Consider the following 14700-nt stretch of genomic DNA (forward strand, 5'->3'; position numbering starts at 1 on the left):
GCTCAGGCGCGGATGAGGGTGAGGACCTCGTCGCGGACCTTGGCCAGGGTGGCCTCGTCCCGCGCCTCCACGTTCAGCCGCAGCAGGGGCTCGGTGTTGGAGGCACGGACGTTGAACCACCAGTCCCCGCCCGTCACCGTCAGGCCGTCGAGCTCGTCGAGGGTGACACCCTCGATATCTCCGTAGGCGTCCTTCACCGCGGCCAGCCGGGCCTTCTGGTCGCCAACCGTCGAGTTGATCTCACCCGAACCCGCATACCGGTCGTAGGAAGCCACCAGCTCCGACAGCGGACCGTCCTGACCACCCAGCGCCGCCAGCACGTGCAACGCGGCCAGCATGCCCGTGTCCGCGTTCCAGAAATCCTTGAAGTAGTAGTGCGCCGAGTGCTCACCACCGAAGATCGCACCCGTCCTCGCCATCTCCTCCTTGATGAAGGAATGACCCACCCGCGTACGCACCGGCGTGCCGCCGTTCTCCCGCACCACCTCCGGCACCGACCAGGAGGTGATCAGGTTGTGGATGACCGTCCCCGAACCGCCGTTGCGGGCCAGCTCACGCGCCGCGACCAGCGCAGTGATCGCCGACGGCGACACCCCCACACCCCGCTCGTCCACGATGAAACAGCGGTCCGCGTCACCGTCGAACGCGATCCCCAGATCCGCGCCCTCCGCCAGCACACGGGCCTGGAGATCCACAATGTTCTTCGGATCCAGCGGATTCGCCTCGTGGTTCGGGAACGTCCCGTCCAGCTCGAAGTACATCGGCACCACATCCAGCGGCAGCCCCTCGAACACCGTCGGCACCGTGTGACCGCCCATGCCGTTGCCCGCGTCCACCACCACCTTCAGCGGCCGGACCGACGCCAGGTCCACCAGACCCTTCAGATGCGCGGCATACCCGGGAAGGGAATCCAGCTCCGTCACCGTGCCCGGGGCCGTGCCCTCGGCAACCACCGGAGCACCGTCCTGCGACCACTTCTCCACCAGCGACCGGATCTGCGACAGACCCGTGTCCTGACCCACCGGAGCAGCACCCGCACGACACAGCTTGATGCCGTTGTACTGCGCCGGATTGTGCGAAGCCGTGAACATCGCACCCGGCAGACCCAGCGAACCCGACGCGTAATACAGCTGATCCGTCGAACACAGCCCGATCAACGTCACATCCACACCACGCGCCGCCGCACCCCGCGCAAAAGCAGCCGACAGACCCGGCGACGACGGACGCATGTCATGACCGATCACGATCGCCACAGCACCCGTGACCTCCACGAACGCCCCACCGAACAACTCGGCCAGCGACTCGTCCCACTCGTCCGGCACAACGCCACGCACGTCATACGCCTTGACGATGTTCGAAAGATCGGGCATTTCCACTCCTTCAGGGGTGACGGGATGTGCTTCGGACGCTACCTGCCGCCCGGCCCGGCGCGGCCCGTCCACGCCCCATCCCGCTGAGGCTTTGGCAGATAGCCGTCACCCCGGGGCGACCCCGCCCCGCTCCCTGTACCACTGCGCCGCCGGGCCGAGCCGGCTCAGCGGACCGGGCCCGGGTGCGGTCCCGGCGAGTTCCCATGCCGCGTCGGCGCGGTACCAATGGTCCCGGGCCAGCAGCGTGAACTGACGTTCGCTCACCCATCCCGGGGTCGCGGCCAGGGCGTCCAGGCATCTGAGCCACGACCAGTCGGTCGCGGGCCGCGCCGGCAGTATGCGGTGCCCGGCCAGGGCTTCCATCAGGTCCCGGTTGCGCACCGGCTCCGGGTGGTGGGCGTGCAGGACGCCGCCGGCATCGGCCGCGGCGCCGAGCGCGAACGCCGCGATGAGCCGCGCCAGGTCGTCGACGTCGACGAAGGAGGCCATCCCCTCCCCGCCGCCCCACCGGGCCGGCACCCGCCGGAAGGCGTCGACCAGGGCCGGCACCGCCCACCGGTCGCCCTTTCCCAGTACCAGCCCCGCACGCAGGACCAGTCCCCCCGCGTCGAGCACCGGCGCCTCCCCCGCCAGCCGGGCGGCGCTGGCCGCCGACACCGGGGCGGGTGTCAGCGCGCCGATGTCCTGCCCCCGGTGCGGTCCCGGCCCGTAGACGGCGCAGGTCGACAGGTGGACGATCCGTCCCGCCCCGGCCCGCCGGGCCTCTGCCACCAGGGCCGCGATTCCGGCGGAGTTGACGGCGGCGCACCGGCCGGCGTCCGGCCCGACGTAGGAGGCCAGGGACAGCAGGACGTCCGCGCCGTCGCAGATGCCATGGAGGGAGCGCCCGTCGGCGAGGTCCGCGTCCACCCAGCGCGCGCCGTACGCGGCCGCGGGGGGCGGCGTACGGGACACCGCGCGCACCTGGGCCTGCGGGTCCTGCGCGGCCAGTCGGCGCAGTACGGCCGACCCCACGAATCCCGTCGCGCCGGTGACGACGATGCGACGGGTGCTCAAGCCCGCTTCCCCGAAGCCGGCTTCGGCTCGGACTCCGGCTCCGGCTCCGGCTCCGGCTTCGCCTTCGGTGCGGCCGGTGGGAGCGTCAGGCGCAGGCCGCCGCGAACGGCGTCGGCCGCCACCGCCGGCAGCAGGTAGCGCCACAGCGAGGCGATCCGCTGCGGCAGATCGGCCCGGCCGGTGGAGGCCTGGGAGAAGAGCTGCGCCCCGGTGAAGGAGCTGACCAGCACCCAGGCCAGTTCGTGGTCGTCGACGTCCGGCTGGAGCTCTCCCTTGGCACGGGCGAAGCGCAGCTGCTGGCGGAACTCCAGGACCCAGGCCTGGTAGGCGACGTCGTCGCGCAGACCGAACTCACCCTGCTCCACGGCCAGTCGTACGCCGGCCCGGAGCACCGGATTGTGCTGGAGCTGCTCGGCGAGGTAGAGCGTGATGTCCACCAGGTGCTGCAGGCCGTCCTCGCCGGCGGGGAACTCCAGGCCGTCTCCCTGGCCGACCATGACGGCGTAGGCGAGTTCCTCCTTGGAGCTGAAGTGGAAGTACATCCCGCCCTGCGTGACGTCCGCCCGCTTCATGATCTTGCTGATGCTGGCTCCGCTGAAGCCGAACTCGTCGAAGACCTCGGCCGCGGCACGCAGGATCGTTGCTTTGGTCTGAACTGCCCTGAGTTGCGGGGCCCGTTGTTGCTTCCGTTCTGACATGAGCACCTAACTAATCTCGACAAAAAAAACGAACATCCTTTATTTTAGGACCTGCGCCGAACAAGCACCAGCCATGTCCGACGTCCAGGGGGGCTCAACCATGACCATGTCTACTGATCACTCCGCCTCACCCGTCGCAGCGCTCAGCAGCGCCTTACCGCGGGAGTACGTACACAAGAGCGCACACTCGGAAGTCCTGCTCACCGGGTGGCGCACCGTCGCGCCGGACGAGTACGTCGTCACCGCCCAATGGCCCCGCACCCACAGCTTCTACACACCGGACGGGGGCCACCACGACCCCCTGCTCCTCGCCGAATCCGTCCGCCAGGCCATCCCGCTCCTGAGCCACGTCGCGTACGACGTGCCCTTCGGCCACCGCCAGATCTGGGACACCTTCAGCTACTCGACCAACGCCGAGGCACTCACCGTCGGCGCGACCCCGGCCGACATCTCACTGCACATCCGCTGCTCCGGCATCTCGCGCCGCGGCCGCAGACTCGCGGGTCTCACCATGCACGTGACCGCGACGCGCGACGGACAGTTCCTCGGCACCGCCGAAGCCGGCTTCACCAACCAGCCGGAAGCCGTCTACCAGCGCCTGCGCGGCGGGAACGCGGACCTCGACGAAGTCGCCGCCCGCACCATCCCGCTCCCGCCGCCGCTCACGCCCCGCCGCGTGGGCCGCGACCGCTTCCACGACGTGGTCCTCTCCCCCACCAGCTCCACCCGGCGCGCCCAGCTCCGCGCCGATGTCACCCACCCGATCCTTTTCGACCACCCCGTCGACCACGCCCCCGGCATGCTGCTCCTGGAAGCCGTGCGCCAGGCCGCGTACCGTTCCGCGTTCCCGCGACGGGGAGTCCTGACCGACATGGAGATTCGCTTCTTCCGCTACGCGGAGCTGACCTCAGCCTGCTGGATCGAGACGCTCCCGACCGTCGGCCGGGCAACCGATCCGGACCGTCACCGCCATCCCGTGAGCGTTGTCGCCCGCCAGAACGGCGAGGAAGTCTTCACCGCGACGGCGACCATCACCGCCACGGCGGCCACCACCGGCGCGGCGGCCACCACCGGCACGGCGCCCGCGCCCCTGCGGGTCTACGCCACGCCCTGACCGTCCGCCTGTACCCACCCGCATGCCGCCCGCAGGGGAGGGCCGTTCGGTGAGGTCCTCGGCCCCTGAGCGCGCCGGCTCATGAGCCGCCCCTCCCGAACGGCCCGGCCCCGGCCGCCGGCAGGAACGACGAAGGCGCCTGATCGGGACGTGCCCGACAGGCGCCTTCACCCTGCGCGGGTCAGACCTTCCTGACCACGCTGGACTTCAGCTGCATCGGGCCGAACCCCTCGATCCTGCAGTCGATGTCGTGGCCGTCGACACCCTCCACCAGGCGGATGTTGCGCACCTTGGTGCCCGCCTTGATGCCGCTCGGGCTGCCCTTGACCTTCAGGCCCTTGACGACCGTCACGGTGTCGCCGTCGGCCAGCACATTGCCGACCGAGTCCTTGATCACCCGCTCCTCGGCCCCGTCGCCGGACTCACCGGACCGGCCGGGCTCACCCTCGGCGGGCGGCCACTCGTGCCCGCACTCGGGACAGACCAGGAGCGCCCCCATCTCGTAGGTGTACGCGCCCGCGCATTCGGGACAGGGAGGCAAGGGGTTCTCAGTCACCTCGTCAGTATATTTCAGGGGCATCACCGCAGGTCGGCGCCCGTTCCGCGCAGGGTCCGCAGCCCCTGCAGGAGCAGGGACAGGCCGAATTCGAAGTGGGCCGCGTAGTCGGTGCCGGTGAGCGTGGGCAGTACGGCCGCGAGCTGCGGGTACCGCTCCGGGTCGGCGGCCAGCCGCAGGCGCCGCGGATCCGCCGCCGCGTCACCCGGTGACGACTGGAGCGCGGCCTGCTCCTCCAGCGTGTGGCCGATGGTGAAGTGGACCACCGCCATGAGCGTGCGCGCCGCGCTCTCCCCGCCGAAGCCGCCCGTGCGCAGCACCCCGATCACCGCTTCGGCGAACCCGAGGGTGTGCGGCCCGGTCGCGTGCGTGCCCGCGTAGACCCGTGCGCCGTCCCGGCGGGCGAGCAGCGCCGTACGCATGGCCCGGGCGAGGGCGGCCAGCTGCTCGCTCCAGTCGCCGTCGGTCCGCGTCGCCGCAAGGCCCTCCAGCATGCGTTCCGCCATGGCTGTCAGCAGGTCGTCCTTGGTGGCGAAGTACCGGTACAGCGCCCCGGCCTGCACCTCCATCGCATCGGCCAGGCGGCGCATCGTCAGCGCGTCGAGGCCGACTTCGTCCAGCAGGTCCAGGGCCGTGCCGACCGTCCGGGTGCGGTCGAGGCGGGCCGGGCGGCCCCGGGCGGGGGTTGACGGGGAACTCATGGCCCTCACTATAGTGAACAGCGTTCACGTGAACACTGTTCACTAATTGTGGGAGGCATCATCGATGGATACCGATGTGATCGTCGTGGGCGCGGGCCCGACCGGGCTGATGCTCGCCTGCGAGCTGGCCCTGGCGGGCGTACGGACCCGGGTCTTCGAGCGGCGCGCCGAGCCCCAGCAGGACTCCCGGGCGCTGACCCTGCATCCGCGCACCCTGGAACTGATGGACCTGCGCGGGCTCGCCCCCCGCTTCCTCCGCCTCGGCCGGACCCTGCCCGGCTGGCACTTCGCCGCCCTCGACACCCCGCTGGACTTCGCCGCGCTCGACAGCCGCCACGCGCACACTCTCTTCCTGGCCCAGGCCCGCACCGAGGAGCTGCTGGCGGAGCGGGCACACGAACTGGGGGTGGAGATACACCGCGGGCACGCGCTCACCGCCCTGCGGGCGGACGAGGACGTGGTCGAGGCGGAGGTTCGCGGTCCGGACGGGGCCCCGCGGACCCTTCGCGCCGCGTACCTGGTGGGCTGCGACGGCGGGCGCAGCTTCGTACGGCGGGCCGCCGGAATCGACTTCCCGGGCACGGACGAGACCCTGACCGGGGTACTCGGCGACTTCGCCGCGGTCGCGGCCGATCCCGTGGCGCTCGCGGCCGCGCGCGACGCGGGCGTACTCGTCGTTCCGCTGGAGGGCAGCCTCACCCGTTTCGTGTACGTCGATCCGGAACGAATGCGGACGCCGTCGTCGGTGCCGGTCACCCTGGAGGAGTTCCGTGCGGCGCTCGTCCGGATCTGCGGCTCTGACCTCGGGGTCGACGGACCCCGCTGGCTCTCGCGCTTCGGCAACGCCACCCGGCTGGCGGCCGCCTACCGCTCCGGCCGCGTACTGCTGGCCGGCGACGCCGCCCACATCCACTTCCCCGCTGCGGGTCAGGGCCTCAACACCGGGCTCCAGGACGCCATGAACCTCGGCTGGAAGCTGGCCGCAGAAGTACGCGGCTGGGCTCCGCCCCGTCTCCTCGACACCTATCACGCCGAGCGCCACCCCGTCGGCCGGTCCGTCACCGAGAACACCGAGGTGCAGACGCTGCTCGCGGAACTGCCGCTCGTGGCCCGGTACCGGCGGCCGGCTGCCGCGCTGCGCGGGCTCTTCGAGGACCTGCTGCGCATCCCCGAGGTCAACCGCCGGATCGCCGGCCAGGTCTCCGCGCTCGGCACGGCCTACCCGGCCACCGACCCCGACGCCGATCCGCCGGCCGGCCGCAGGATGCCCGACATCGGTCTGAGCGCTGCCGGTTCGGAGGCGACACGGGTCTACGAGCTGTTGCACCGGGGCGGCTTCGTCCTGCTGCGTCTCGCCGGGGTGCGGGACCCGCACGTGGAGCCGTACGAGTCCCCCGCCCGTCATCCGTACCTCAGCTGCGTCAGCGCCCGCGCGGCCGAGGACCACCCGGACCTCGACGGGGTGCGCGAGGTCCTGATCCGCCCCGACGGGCACGTCGCCTGGGCCACGCGCAGCGACGACGCCGGCCGGCGTGCCATCGACCGCGCCACGGCACTGACCGCCTGGATGTCACCCCCCGCGGCCTGACCCCGCACACGTCAGCGATCCCTGCGCCACAGGGGCCCCTGTGCCGGTGGTCGAATGACGCGGCTCTCCGGACGACGGTAGGACAACTGCACGGCATACCGGCGCTCGTGCTCGGCTCACCCTTCGGCGCAAGCCGATCGGCGGGCCGCGGCGGTCGGCGTGCCGGCGAGGAGGGTGAGGGCGCGGGCGCTCGGGGTGTCCGGTTCGGCGTGGTAGACCACCAGTTGCTGGCCCGGCGCACCGCGCACGTCGAAGGACTGGAAGGTGAGCGAGAGCCGGCCGACGTCGGGGTGGTCGAGTTCCTTGGCCTCGTAGGTCTTGCCCCGGACGGTGTGCGCGGACCAGAGCGCGGTGAAGTCGGCGCTTGCAGCGACGAGTTCGCGGACCAGGGCGCGCAGTCGCGGGTAGTGCGGGTCGAGGCCCGTCGCGTGGCGCAGCCCGGCCACCACCGCCTCGGCCGCGCGGTCCGGGTGGACGAAGAACCTTCGGGCCGCGGGGTCGAGGAAGGTCATCCGGGCGAGGTTGTCCCGCCGCGCGAACGGCGCGAAGAGCGCGTCGGCCATCGCGTTGGCGGCCAGCAGATCGGTGGCCGGGTTGAGGACGAACGCCGGGGTGTTCGTGTACCCGTCCAGCAGTTGCCTCAGCGCGGGCCCGACCGCCTCCCGCGGCTGCGGCCGGTCACCGCCCGGTGCGGTACCCGCCAGCCTGAACAGGTGTTCCCGCGCGGCTCGGTCCATCCGCAGGGCGGCGCTGAGCGCGTCGAGGACCTGCGAGGAGGGGCCGCGCTCGCGCCCCTGTTCCAGTCGGGCGTAGTAGTCGCTGTTCACTCCGGCCAGAACGGCGACCTCCTCGCGGCGCAGCCCTGCCACGCGGCGGCGGCCGTAGGAGGCGAGCCCCACGTCGCCGGGCCGCAGGTGTGCGCGCCGGGCACGCAGGAAGTCTCCGAGATCGCTGCTGGTCACACCTTCAGGTTAGGAGGCGGCTCCGGGTGGCGGAACTGCCCTTGCTTTTTGGCGCGTTCCCGCTCCTCCGGTGCCCGCCCGAGCTGATGATCTTGCGTAGGCTCGTGAGCGACCGACCTGACCCGCTCGCCACCGACCCGGCCGGCTCGCCACCGACCCGGCCCGGTCGGCACCGGACGACCGGATTCCGCCCCCACCGGAGGAGCATCGTGCCCCTGCCCATGAACCGACGCCTGGCCCTCGGCGCAGCCCTGCTGGCGGTGACGGCCGCCGTGGCTCCGGCGACCACCGCCCACGCCGCCCCGGTCACCCAGGCCCCCGCCCCGGCCACCACCCCCGACCTCGAGGCGCTGACGCAGGCGCTGCGGAACACCACCGCCGCCGGAGCCCCCGGCGCCATGGCCCGCTTCAGCGGCCCCGGCGGGGTCAGCGTCCGGACGGAGGGAGTGCGCGACAAGGTCACCGGCTCGGCGATGGACCCGCAGGCCCGGTTCCGGATCGGCAGCGTCAGCAAGACGTTCACCTCCGTCGTCCTGCTGCAGCTGGTGGACGAGGGCCGGATCGACCTGGACACCTCCGTCAACCAGTACCTGCCCGGACTGCTGCCCGACGACCGGATCACCGTCCGTCATCTGCTGAGCCACCGCAGCGGGCTGGCGGACTACACCAACGCCATGTTCGAGCACACCGTGCCGGGCTTCGAGTCCGTGCGCAACAAGGTGTTCAGCTACCAGGAGCTGGTGAACCTCTCGCTCCGCGAACCGCGGACGAACGAGCCCGGAGCCACGTACCGGTACTCGAACACCAACTTCGTCGTGGTCGGCATGCTCATCGAGAAGGCCACCGGCAACGGCGTCGCCCAGGAGTACGAGCGACGCATCATCAAGCCGCTGAAGCTGCGCAACACCTCCTACGTGCACCCCGGCACGCAGATCAAGGGTCTGCACGCACGCGGCTACCTCCACCCCGACGAGGCCGGCGCGCCGTTGGTCGACTCCACCGAGCAGACCGTGTCGTGGGCCCAGTCCGCCGGCGCGGTGATCTCCAACCCCGCCGATCTGAACACCTTCACCTCCGCGCTGCTCCGCGGTCGGCTGCTGCCCGCGCGCATGCTGGACGCCATGCTCACCGTGACTCCGACCGACACGACGAACACCCGGTTCTACGGACTCGGCCTGCGCCGCTACGACCTGTCGTGCGGCACTTCGGTCTACGGGCACACGGGCACCGTGCAGGGCTTCTACACCTACGCGTTCTCCACCCGCGACGGCCGCCGCAGCCTCTCCGCGATGGCGAACACCTCGAACAAGGGGGAGGCGAACACGGCCCTCGGCGGGACCCTGGAAGCCGCGTTCTGCGGGAAGCCGGCCGCGAAGACCACGGCGCGCGGATTCGGTGTCGCCCCTGCCGAGATGGACCTGCTCGAGCACAACGCGCGCTGATCCCCTGCCCGCCCCCGGCCCTTCCCGCCGAATCGACAGCGGGAAGGGCCCCGTCGAGGCGGCGAGCGCCTGCCTCCGGGACGCCGCCGGCCTGCTCGGGCTCGAGCGGCCGCAGCTGAACGACCTGCGGGCGCGAGCCCGGTCCACGGCTCCCGAGCCCACGGACGTCGAGTACCGGCTCGAGGACGACAAGCGGCTCTTCCACGCGGCGACCGCCACCTACGCCCGGACCTTCCTCGGCGTGCCGACCTTCCGGCCGGAGTCCGGCTGACCGCGGCGGCCCCGCCGCACACCCGCACGCACCGGCACGGTCACACCGGCGCACGGCCGCACGGCCGCACAGCCACACCGGCAACTGACGATTCATCAGGTCAAGCGTCCCGGACTATTGACTCCGTCGACGGCAGTCGAGATTCTCGTCCCACCGTTTGTGCGGTCCATGACAAGCCACGCCTGTGGCCGTGACGCGTCGTGCCCTCGAACGGATCCGGCTCCCCGACCGTGCCATCCGGCTGACCTTAAGACGTGAGTGATGACCATTTCTCGACAAACGCACCACAGGCGTAGGCCCCTGGCGGTCCTGTCATTGCTCCTCGCCGTGGTGGCCATGGTGCTCGGCCCCGTCCCCAGTTCCGCCGCCGACCCCGGCTGGTGGAACCCGGTGGCGCGCCCGGCACCCGACTCCGACATCAACGTCACGGGCGAGCCCTTCAAGGGAACCGACGCCCAGGGACGGGTCCGGGGCTTCGTCGACGCGCACGACCACCTGATGTCCAACGAGGGCTTCGGCGGCCGCCTCATCTGCGGCAAGCCGTTCTCCGAGGCGGGGGTCGCCGACGCGCTCAAGGACTGCCCCGAGCACTACCCCGACGGCACGCTGGCCATCTTCGACTTCATCACCAAGGGCGGAGACGGCAAGCACGACCCGAACGGCTGGCCGACCTTCAAGGACTGGCCCGCCCACGACTCGCTGACCCACCAGCAGAACTACTACGCCTGGGTCGAACGGGCCTGGCGCGGCGGCCAGCGCGTGCTCGTGAACGACCTCGTCACCAACGGCGTCATCTGCTCGGTCTACTTCTTCAAGGACCGCGGCTGCGACGAGATGACCGCCATCCGGCTCGAGGCGCAGAAGACGTACGACATGCAGGCCTACATCGACAAGATGTACGGCGGCCCCGGTAAGGGCTGGTTCCGGATCGTCACCGACTCCGCGCAGGCCCGCGACGTGATCCAGCAGGGCAAACTGGCCGTGATCCTCGGGGTCGAGACCTCCGAGCCCTTCGGCTGCAAGCAGATCCTGGACGTCGCGCAGTGCAGCAAGGCGGACATCGACCGCGGCCTGGACGAGCTGCACCGCCTCGGGGTGCGCAGCATGTTCCTGTGCCACAAGTTCGACAACGCCCTGTGCGGGGTGCGCTTCGACCAGGGCGCTCTCGGCACCGCCATCAACGTGGGCCAGTTCCTGTCGACCGGGACCTTCTGGAAGACGGAGAAGTGCACCGGCCCGCAGCACGACAACCCCATCGGCCTGGCGGCGGCGCCCTCGGCGCAGAAGGAACTCCCCGCCGGCGTCACGGTCCCGAACTACGCCGCCGACGCCCAGTGCAATACGCGCGGGCTCACAGAACTCGGTGAGTACGCGGTGCGCGGCATGATGAAACGCAAGATGATGCTCGAGGTCGACCACATGAGCGTGAAGGCCGCGGGACGCTCCTTCGACATCCTGGAGTCCGAGTCGTACCCGGGTGTGATCTCCTCGCACGGCTGGATGGACCTGGACTGGACCGAGCGGGTCTACAAGCTCGGCGGCTTCATCACCGCGTACATGAGCGGCGCCGAGGGCTTCAGCGCCGAGGCGAAGCGGACGGACGCGCTGCGCGACAAGTACAACGTCGGATACGGCTACGGCACCGACATGAACGGCGTCGGCGGCTGGCCCGGCCCGCGGGGGGCAGACACCCCGAACCCGGTGCGCTACCCCTTCCGCAGCACCGACGGCGGCTCCGTCATCGACAAGCAGACCACCGGTTCGCGCACATGGGACCTCAACACCGACGGCGCCTCGCACTACGGGCTGGTCCCCGACTGGATCGAGGACATCCGCCTCGTCGGCGGCCAGGGCGTGGTGGACGACCTCTTCAAGGGTGCTGAGTCCTACCTGACCACCTGGGGGAACTCCGAGAAGCACAAGTCCGGGGTGAACCTCGCCGCGGGCTCCTCGGCCTCGGCGTCGAGCGCGGAGTGGTGGAACCCCTTCGTGAACTTCTCCGCGGGCCGCGCCGTGGACGGGGACGCGGGCTCCCGCTGGGCGAGCGAGTGGAACGACAGCCAGTGGCTGCGCATCGACCTCGGGTCCGCGAACCGGGTGGGGCGCATCACCCTCGACTGGGAGGCCGCGTACGCGAAGGCCTACCGCATCGAGGTCTCGACCGACGACACGAACTGGCGGACCGTCTGGTCCACGACCGCGAGTGACGGCGGTCTGGACACGACCCGCTTCTCCGGGGTGTCGGCACGCTACGTCCGTATCCAGGGGCTCCAGCGCGCGACCCAGTGGGGGTACTCGCTCCACGAGGTCGGCGTCTACAGCAGCTGATACCGCTGAGCGGAAGTCCACGGGCCGGGGCCGGCCGGATCTGCTGATCCGGCCGGCCCCGGCCGCCTTCCCGGGCCACCTCACCACGCACCACGCATCACCGCACACCGCACACCGCACACCGCACAGCACGAACCGAAGGGAACGCCCATGGCACGGATGCCGTCGGCCGAGCGACGCCGGCAGCTGACCGAGGCCGCGATCCGCGCCATGACCCGCGACGGTGTCGCCGGGACGACGACCAGGTCGATCTCCGCCGAGGCGGGCGTGTCCCTGAGCGTCTTCCACTACTGCTTCGACTCCAAGCAGGCCCTGCTCGAATCCGTCATCGCGGCGATCACCGATCACAGCGTCACGCTGGTGCTGGAGGCGATCCAGCCGAAGGCCACCCTCAGGGAGACCGTCCGGGCGGGCTTCCAAGCGTACTGGGACCATGTGTCCGCGCACCCGGGCGAACACATGCTCACCTACGAACTCACCCAGTACGCCCTGCGCCGCCCGGGCTTCGAGCACCTGGCACGACGGCAGTACGAGCGGTACTGCGACACCTACACCGAGCTGATCGAACAGCTCCGGGACCACATGGCCTTCGAACTCCGCGTGCCCGTGCGCGTGCTGGCCCGCTATCTGGCCGCCATGACCGACGGACTGACGCTGAACCACCTCGTCCTCGGGGACGACAGGATCGCGGCAGACATCATCGACATGATCACCGACCACGTCGCCGGCCTCGTCGCCGGGGAAGGGACGGCGTAGTCCGGAGCGCGCTTCCCCGGCGCCGCCGCGTGGATCTCCCGGCGCGTGCATGGCCGGAGGGCGCCGCCGCGTGGGGAGATCCACGCGGCGGCGCCCTCCGGCCGTTGCGTCAGGCCCGGTCCAGCAGGGTGGTCAGGACCTCGTGGAGCACCGCCTCGGGGTCCGCCACCGCCTGCGGTGAGCGCCAGGCCACGAAGCCGTCCGGGCGGACGAGGATCGCGCCCTCCGGGGTCGTGCCGTGCACCTCGGTCCAGTCGGCGCCGTTCGCGGGGATCAGGTCGGCCTCCGGCCCGGCGCCGATCGCGTACGCGGCCAGGGGCACGCCCAGTTGTTCCGCGACGGACCGTGCCGCGGCCCGCCACGGGGTGCCCTCGGAGCTGAGCAGGACGAAGGAGCGCTCGTAGAGGTCCACGGTGGAGATCGGCTCCGGCTCCCCCGGCCCGCAGAGCCACATGTGCGGTGCGCGGCTGCCCGGGTCGCCGCAGAGCCGCATCCGTTCGGGTACGACGGGCTGCTCCGGGTCGGTACCCAGGACCGCGCCCCGGGTGTAGCGGTAGCCCATGGCCACGGAGAGGACCCCGCCCTGCCGGCCGGCGCCGCCGCGCGGGGCGGCCTCGGCGGCCCCTGCCTCGGACGGGGCCTCGGGCTCGGACAGCGGCAGCGGCGCCGGAATCGCCTCGGGAATGATTTCCGGGTCCGGCTCGTATCCCGGGTGGCTGTGCTCCGCAGAACGGGCCGAGGCGCGCTCGCTCGTCGCCCGGGCCACCGGAAGCCGCTCGGCTTCGTAGGTCTGCAGCAGCCCCGGCCCGGCCGTGCCGTCCAGCACCGCGGCGAGCTTCCAGGCGAGGTTGTGGGCGTCCTGGATGCCGGTGTTCGAGCCGAACGCCCCGGTCGGGGACATCTCGTGGGCGGAGTCGCCGGCCAGGAAGACCCGGCCGGCCGCGTACTTCTCCGCGACGCGCTCGGCGGCGTGCCACGGGGCCTTCCCGGTGATCTCGACGTCCAGGTCGGGAGAGCCGACGGCCCGGCGGATGTGCTCGATGCATCGCTCGTCGGTGAAGTCCTCCAGCGTCTCGCCCCGGTCGGGGTGCCAGGGCGCGTGGAAGACCCACCGCTCGCTGTTGTCGACCGGCAGCAGGGCCCCGTCGGCGTCGGGCTTGGTCAGGTAGCACACGATGAAGCGCCGGTCGCCGACCACGTGGGCCAGCATCCGGGACCGGAACGTGATGCTCACGTTGTGGAACAGGTCGCCGGAGCCGCTCTGGCCGATCCGGAGCTCCTCGCGCACGGGGCTGCGCGGCCCGTCGGCCGCGACGAGATAGTCCGCGCGCACCGTGCTGTGCTCCCCGGTGTCCCGGTTCTTCACGATCGCGGTGACCCCGCCCGGGTCCTGGGCGAAGGAGAGGAGTTCGGTGGAGAAGCGCAGGTCGGCCCCGAGGGAGGGGGTCACGGACATCAGGACCGGCTCGATGTCGTTCTGGCTGCACAGGCACCATGACGACGGGCTGAAGCGCGCGAGCGCCCCGCCCGGGTCGATTTCCTCGAAGAGCCACTCCTGATCGTCACCGGTCAGCGAGCCGCCCTGCAGGATGCCGTGGTTGTCCGCCAGGACCGCGGCGGCCTGTCGGATCCGGTCCTCGACACGGGCGACCCGGAAGAGCTCCATCGTCCGTACGTTGATACCGCGTCCGCGTGGGTGCATCGAGGTACCCGCGTGCTTCTCGACCACCATGTGTCTGATGCCATGCCGGCCGAGGAAGAGCGAGGTGCACAGACCCACCAGCGAGCCGCCCACGATGAGGACCGGGACGTGGTGGTCGACGTTTTCCTTCATGGCTCTTCCATGCCCTGTACGAGG

Annotated in this window: 13 protein-coding genes; 6 read left to right on the forward strand and 7 right to left on the reverse strand. The window is 71.2% G+C overall.

Annotated elements, in window-relative coordinates:
• Positions 1–2: 2 nt before the first annotated feature.
• The 3 genes from OG753_RS09025 to OG753_RS09035 form a co-directional block, all read right to left on the reverse strand.
• On the reverse strand, positions 3–1370 hold the full coding sequence (locus tag OG753_RS09025) for a phosphomannomutase/phosphoglucomutase (RefSeq protein ID WP_405788011.1): 1368 nt from the start codon (positions 1368–1370) through the stop codon (positions 3–5).
• Between the two features lie 105 nt (positions 1371–1475).
• A complete protein-coding gene (locus OG753_RS09030) occupies positions 1476–2426 on the reverse strand; it encodes an NAD-dependent epimerase/dehydratase family protein (RefSeq protein ID WP_405788012.1) in 951 nt (316 codons plus the stop codon).
• The gene (locus tag OG753_RS09035; RefSeq protein ID WP_327261288.1) at positions 2423–3124 is read right to left on the reverse strand and encodes a ScbR family autoregulator-binding transcription factor; all 702 of its coding nucleotides are present in this window, start codon (positions 3122–3124) and stop codon (positions 2423–2425) included. Before OG753_RS09035 ends, OG753_RS09030 begins: the two co-directional genes overlap by 4 nt.
• A 106-nt stretch (positions 3125–3230) precedes the next feature.
• Here OG753_RS09035 and OG753_RS09040 point away from each other — a divergent pair, with 106 nt between their 5' ends.
• Positions 3231–4238: a ScbA/BarX family gamma-butyrolactone biosynthesis protein gene (locus tag OG753_RS09040; protein WP_327261289.1), complete on the forward strand. Its 1008-nt coding sequence runs from the start codon at positions 3231–3233 to the stop codon at positions 4236–4238.
• 181 nt (positions 4239–4419) lie between these two features.
• Here OG753_RS09040 and OG753_RS09045 read toward each other — a convergent pair whose 3' ends face one another.
• Both OG753_RS09045 and OG753_RS09050 read right to left on the reverse strand, forming a co-directional pair.
• Positions 4420–4794, reverse strand: a complete 375-nt coding sequence (locus OG753_RS09045; RefSeq protein ID WP_327261290.1) for a zinc ribbon domain-containing protein YjdM — start codon at positions 4792–4794, stop codon at positions 4420–4422.
• Between the two features lie 23 nt (positions 4795–4817).
• A complete protein-coding gene (locus OG753_RS09050) occupies positions 4818–5495 on the reverse strand; it encodes a TetR/AcrR family transcriptional regulator (protein WP_405788015.1) in 678 nt (225 codons plus the stop codon).
• Positions 5496–5559: 64 nt separating this feature from the next.
• Between OG753_RS09050 and OG753_RS09055 the strand changes: the two genes are divergently transcribed.
• Positions 5560–7083: a monooxygenase gene (locus tag OG753_RS09055; RefSeq protein ID WP_405788017.1), complete on the forward strand. Its 1524-nt coding sequence runs from the start codon at positions 5560–5562 to the stop codon at positions 7081–7083.
• A 116-nt stretch (positions 7084–7199) separates the two neighbouring features.
• Here the strand turns inward: OG753_RS09055 and OG753_RS09060 are convergent, their stop codons facing one another.
• On the reverse strand, positions 7200–8045 hold the full coding sequence (locus OG753_RS09060; protein WP_327261293.1) for a helix-turn-helix transcriptional regulator: 846 nt from the start codon (positions 8043–8045) through the stop codon (positions 7200–7202).
• Positions 8046–8266: 221 nt separating this feature from the next.
• On the opposite strand from OG753_RS09060, the gene OG753_RS09065 reads away from it, so the two are divergent.
• The 4 genes from OG753_RS09065 (at position 8267) to OG753_RS09080 (ending at position 12842) form a co-directional block, all read left to right on the forward strand.
• Complete coding sequence (locus OG753_RS09065; RefSeq protein WP_405792580.1) at positions 8267–9487, forward strand: serine hydrolase domain-containing protein; 1221 nt, start codon at positions 8267–8269, stop codon at positions 9485–9487.
• Positions 9441–9758: a hypothetical protein gene (locus OG753_RS09070; RefSeq protein ID WP_327261295.1), complete on the forward strand. Its 318-nt coding sequence runs from the start codon at positions 9441–9443 to the stop codon at positions 9756–9758. Before OG753_RS09065 ends, OG753_RS09070 begins: the two co-directional genes overlap by 47 nt.
• Positions 9759–10019: 261 nt before the next feature.
• Positions 10020–12086, forward strand: a complete 2067-nt coding sequence (locus OG753_RS09075) for a discoidin domain-containing protein (RefSeq protein ID WP_327261296.1) — start codon at positions 10020–10022, stop codon at positions 12084–12086.
• Between the two features lie 150 nt (positions 12087–12236).
• Complete coding sequence (locus tag OG753_RS09080) at positions 12237–12842, forward strand: TetR/AcrR family transcriptional regulator (RefSeq protein WP_401285111.1); 606 nt, start codon at positions 12237–12239, stop codon at positions 12840–12842.
• A gap of 109 nt (positions 12843–12951) precedes the next feature.
• Here the strand turns inward: OG753_RS09080 and OG753_RS09085 are convergent, their stop codons facing one another.
• Positions 12952–14676 carry an FAD-dependent oxidoreductase gene (locus OG753_RS09085; protein WP_405788020.1) on the reverse strand — a complete coding sequence of 575 codons (1725 nt, stop codon included), beginning with the start codon at positions 14674–14676 and terminating at the stop codon, positions 12952–12954.
• Positions 14677–14700 lie beyond the last annotated feature (24 nt).

This window comes from Streptomyces sp. NBC_00029 (assembly GCF_045160505.1).
Lineage (GTDB): Bacteria > Actinomycetota > Actinomycetes > Streptomycetales > Streptomycetaceae > Streptomyces.

Bases quoted from the DNA above. Each gene is read 5' to 3' on its own strand.
- OG753_RS09075 (WP_327261296.1), top strand. From the start codon at position 10,020: ATGACCATTTCTCGACAAACGCACCACAGGCGTAGGCCCCTGGCGGTC.
- OG753_RS09085 (WP_405788020.1), bottom strand. From the start codon at position 14,676: ATGAAGGAAAACGTCGACCACCACGTCCCGGTCCTCATCGTGGGCGGC.
- OG753_RS09025 (WP_405788011.1), bottom strand. From the start codon at position 1,370: ATGCCCGATCTTTCGAACATCGTCAAGGCGTATGACGTGCGTGGCGTT.
- OG753_RS09050 (WP_405788015.1), bottom strand. From the start codon at position 5,495: ATGAGTTCCCCGTCAACCCCCGCCCGGGGCCGCCCGGCCCGCCTCGAC.
- OG753_RS09040 (WP_327261289.1), top strand. From the start codon at position 3,231: ATGTCTACTGATCACTCCGCCTCACCCGTCGCAGCGCTCAGCAGCGCC.
- OG753_RS09035 (WP_327261288.1), bottom strand. From the start codon at position 3,124: ATGTCAGAACGGAAGCAACAACGGGCCCCGCAACTCAGGGCAGTTCAG.
- OG753_RS09065 (WP_405792580.1), top strand. From the start codon at position 8,267: ATGAACCGACGCCTGGCCCTCGGCGCAGCCCTGCTGGCGGTGACGGCC.
- OG753_RS09055 (WP_405788017.1), top strand. From the start codon at position 5,560: ATGGATACCGATGTGATCGTCGTGGGCGCGGGCCCGACCGGGCTGATG.
- OG753_RS09080 (WP_401285111.1), top strand. From the start codon at position 12,237: ATGGCACGGATGCCGTCGGCCGAGCGACGCCGGCAGCTGACCGAGGCC.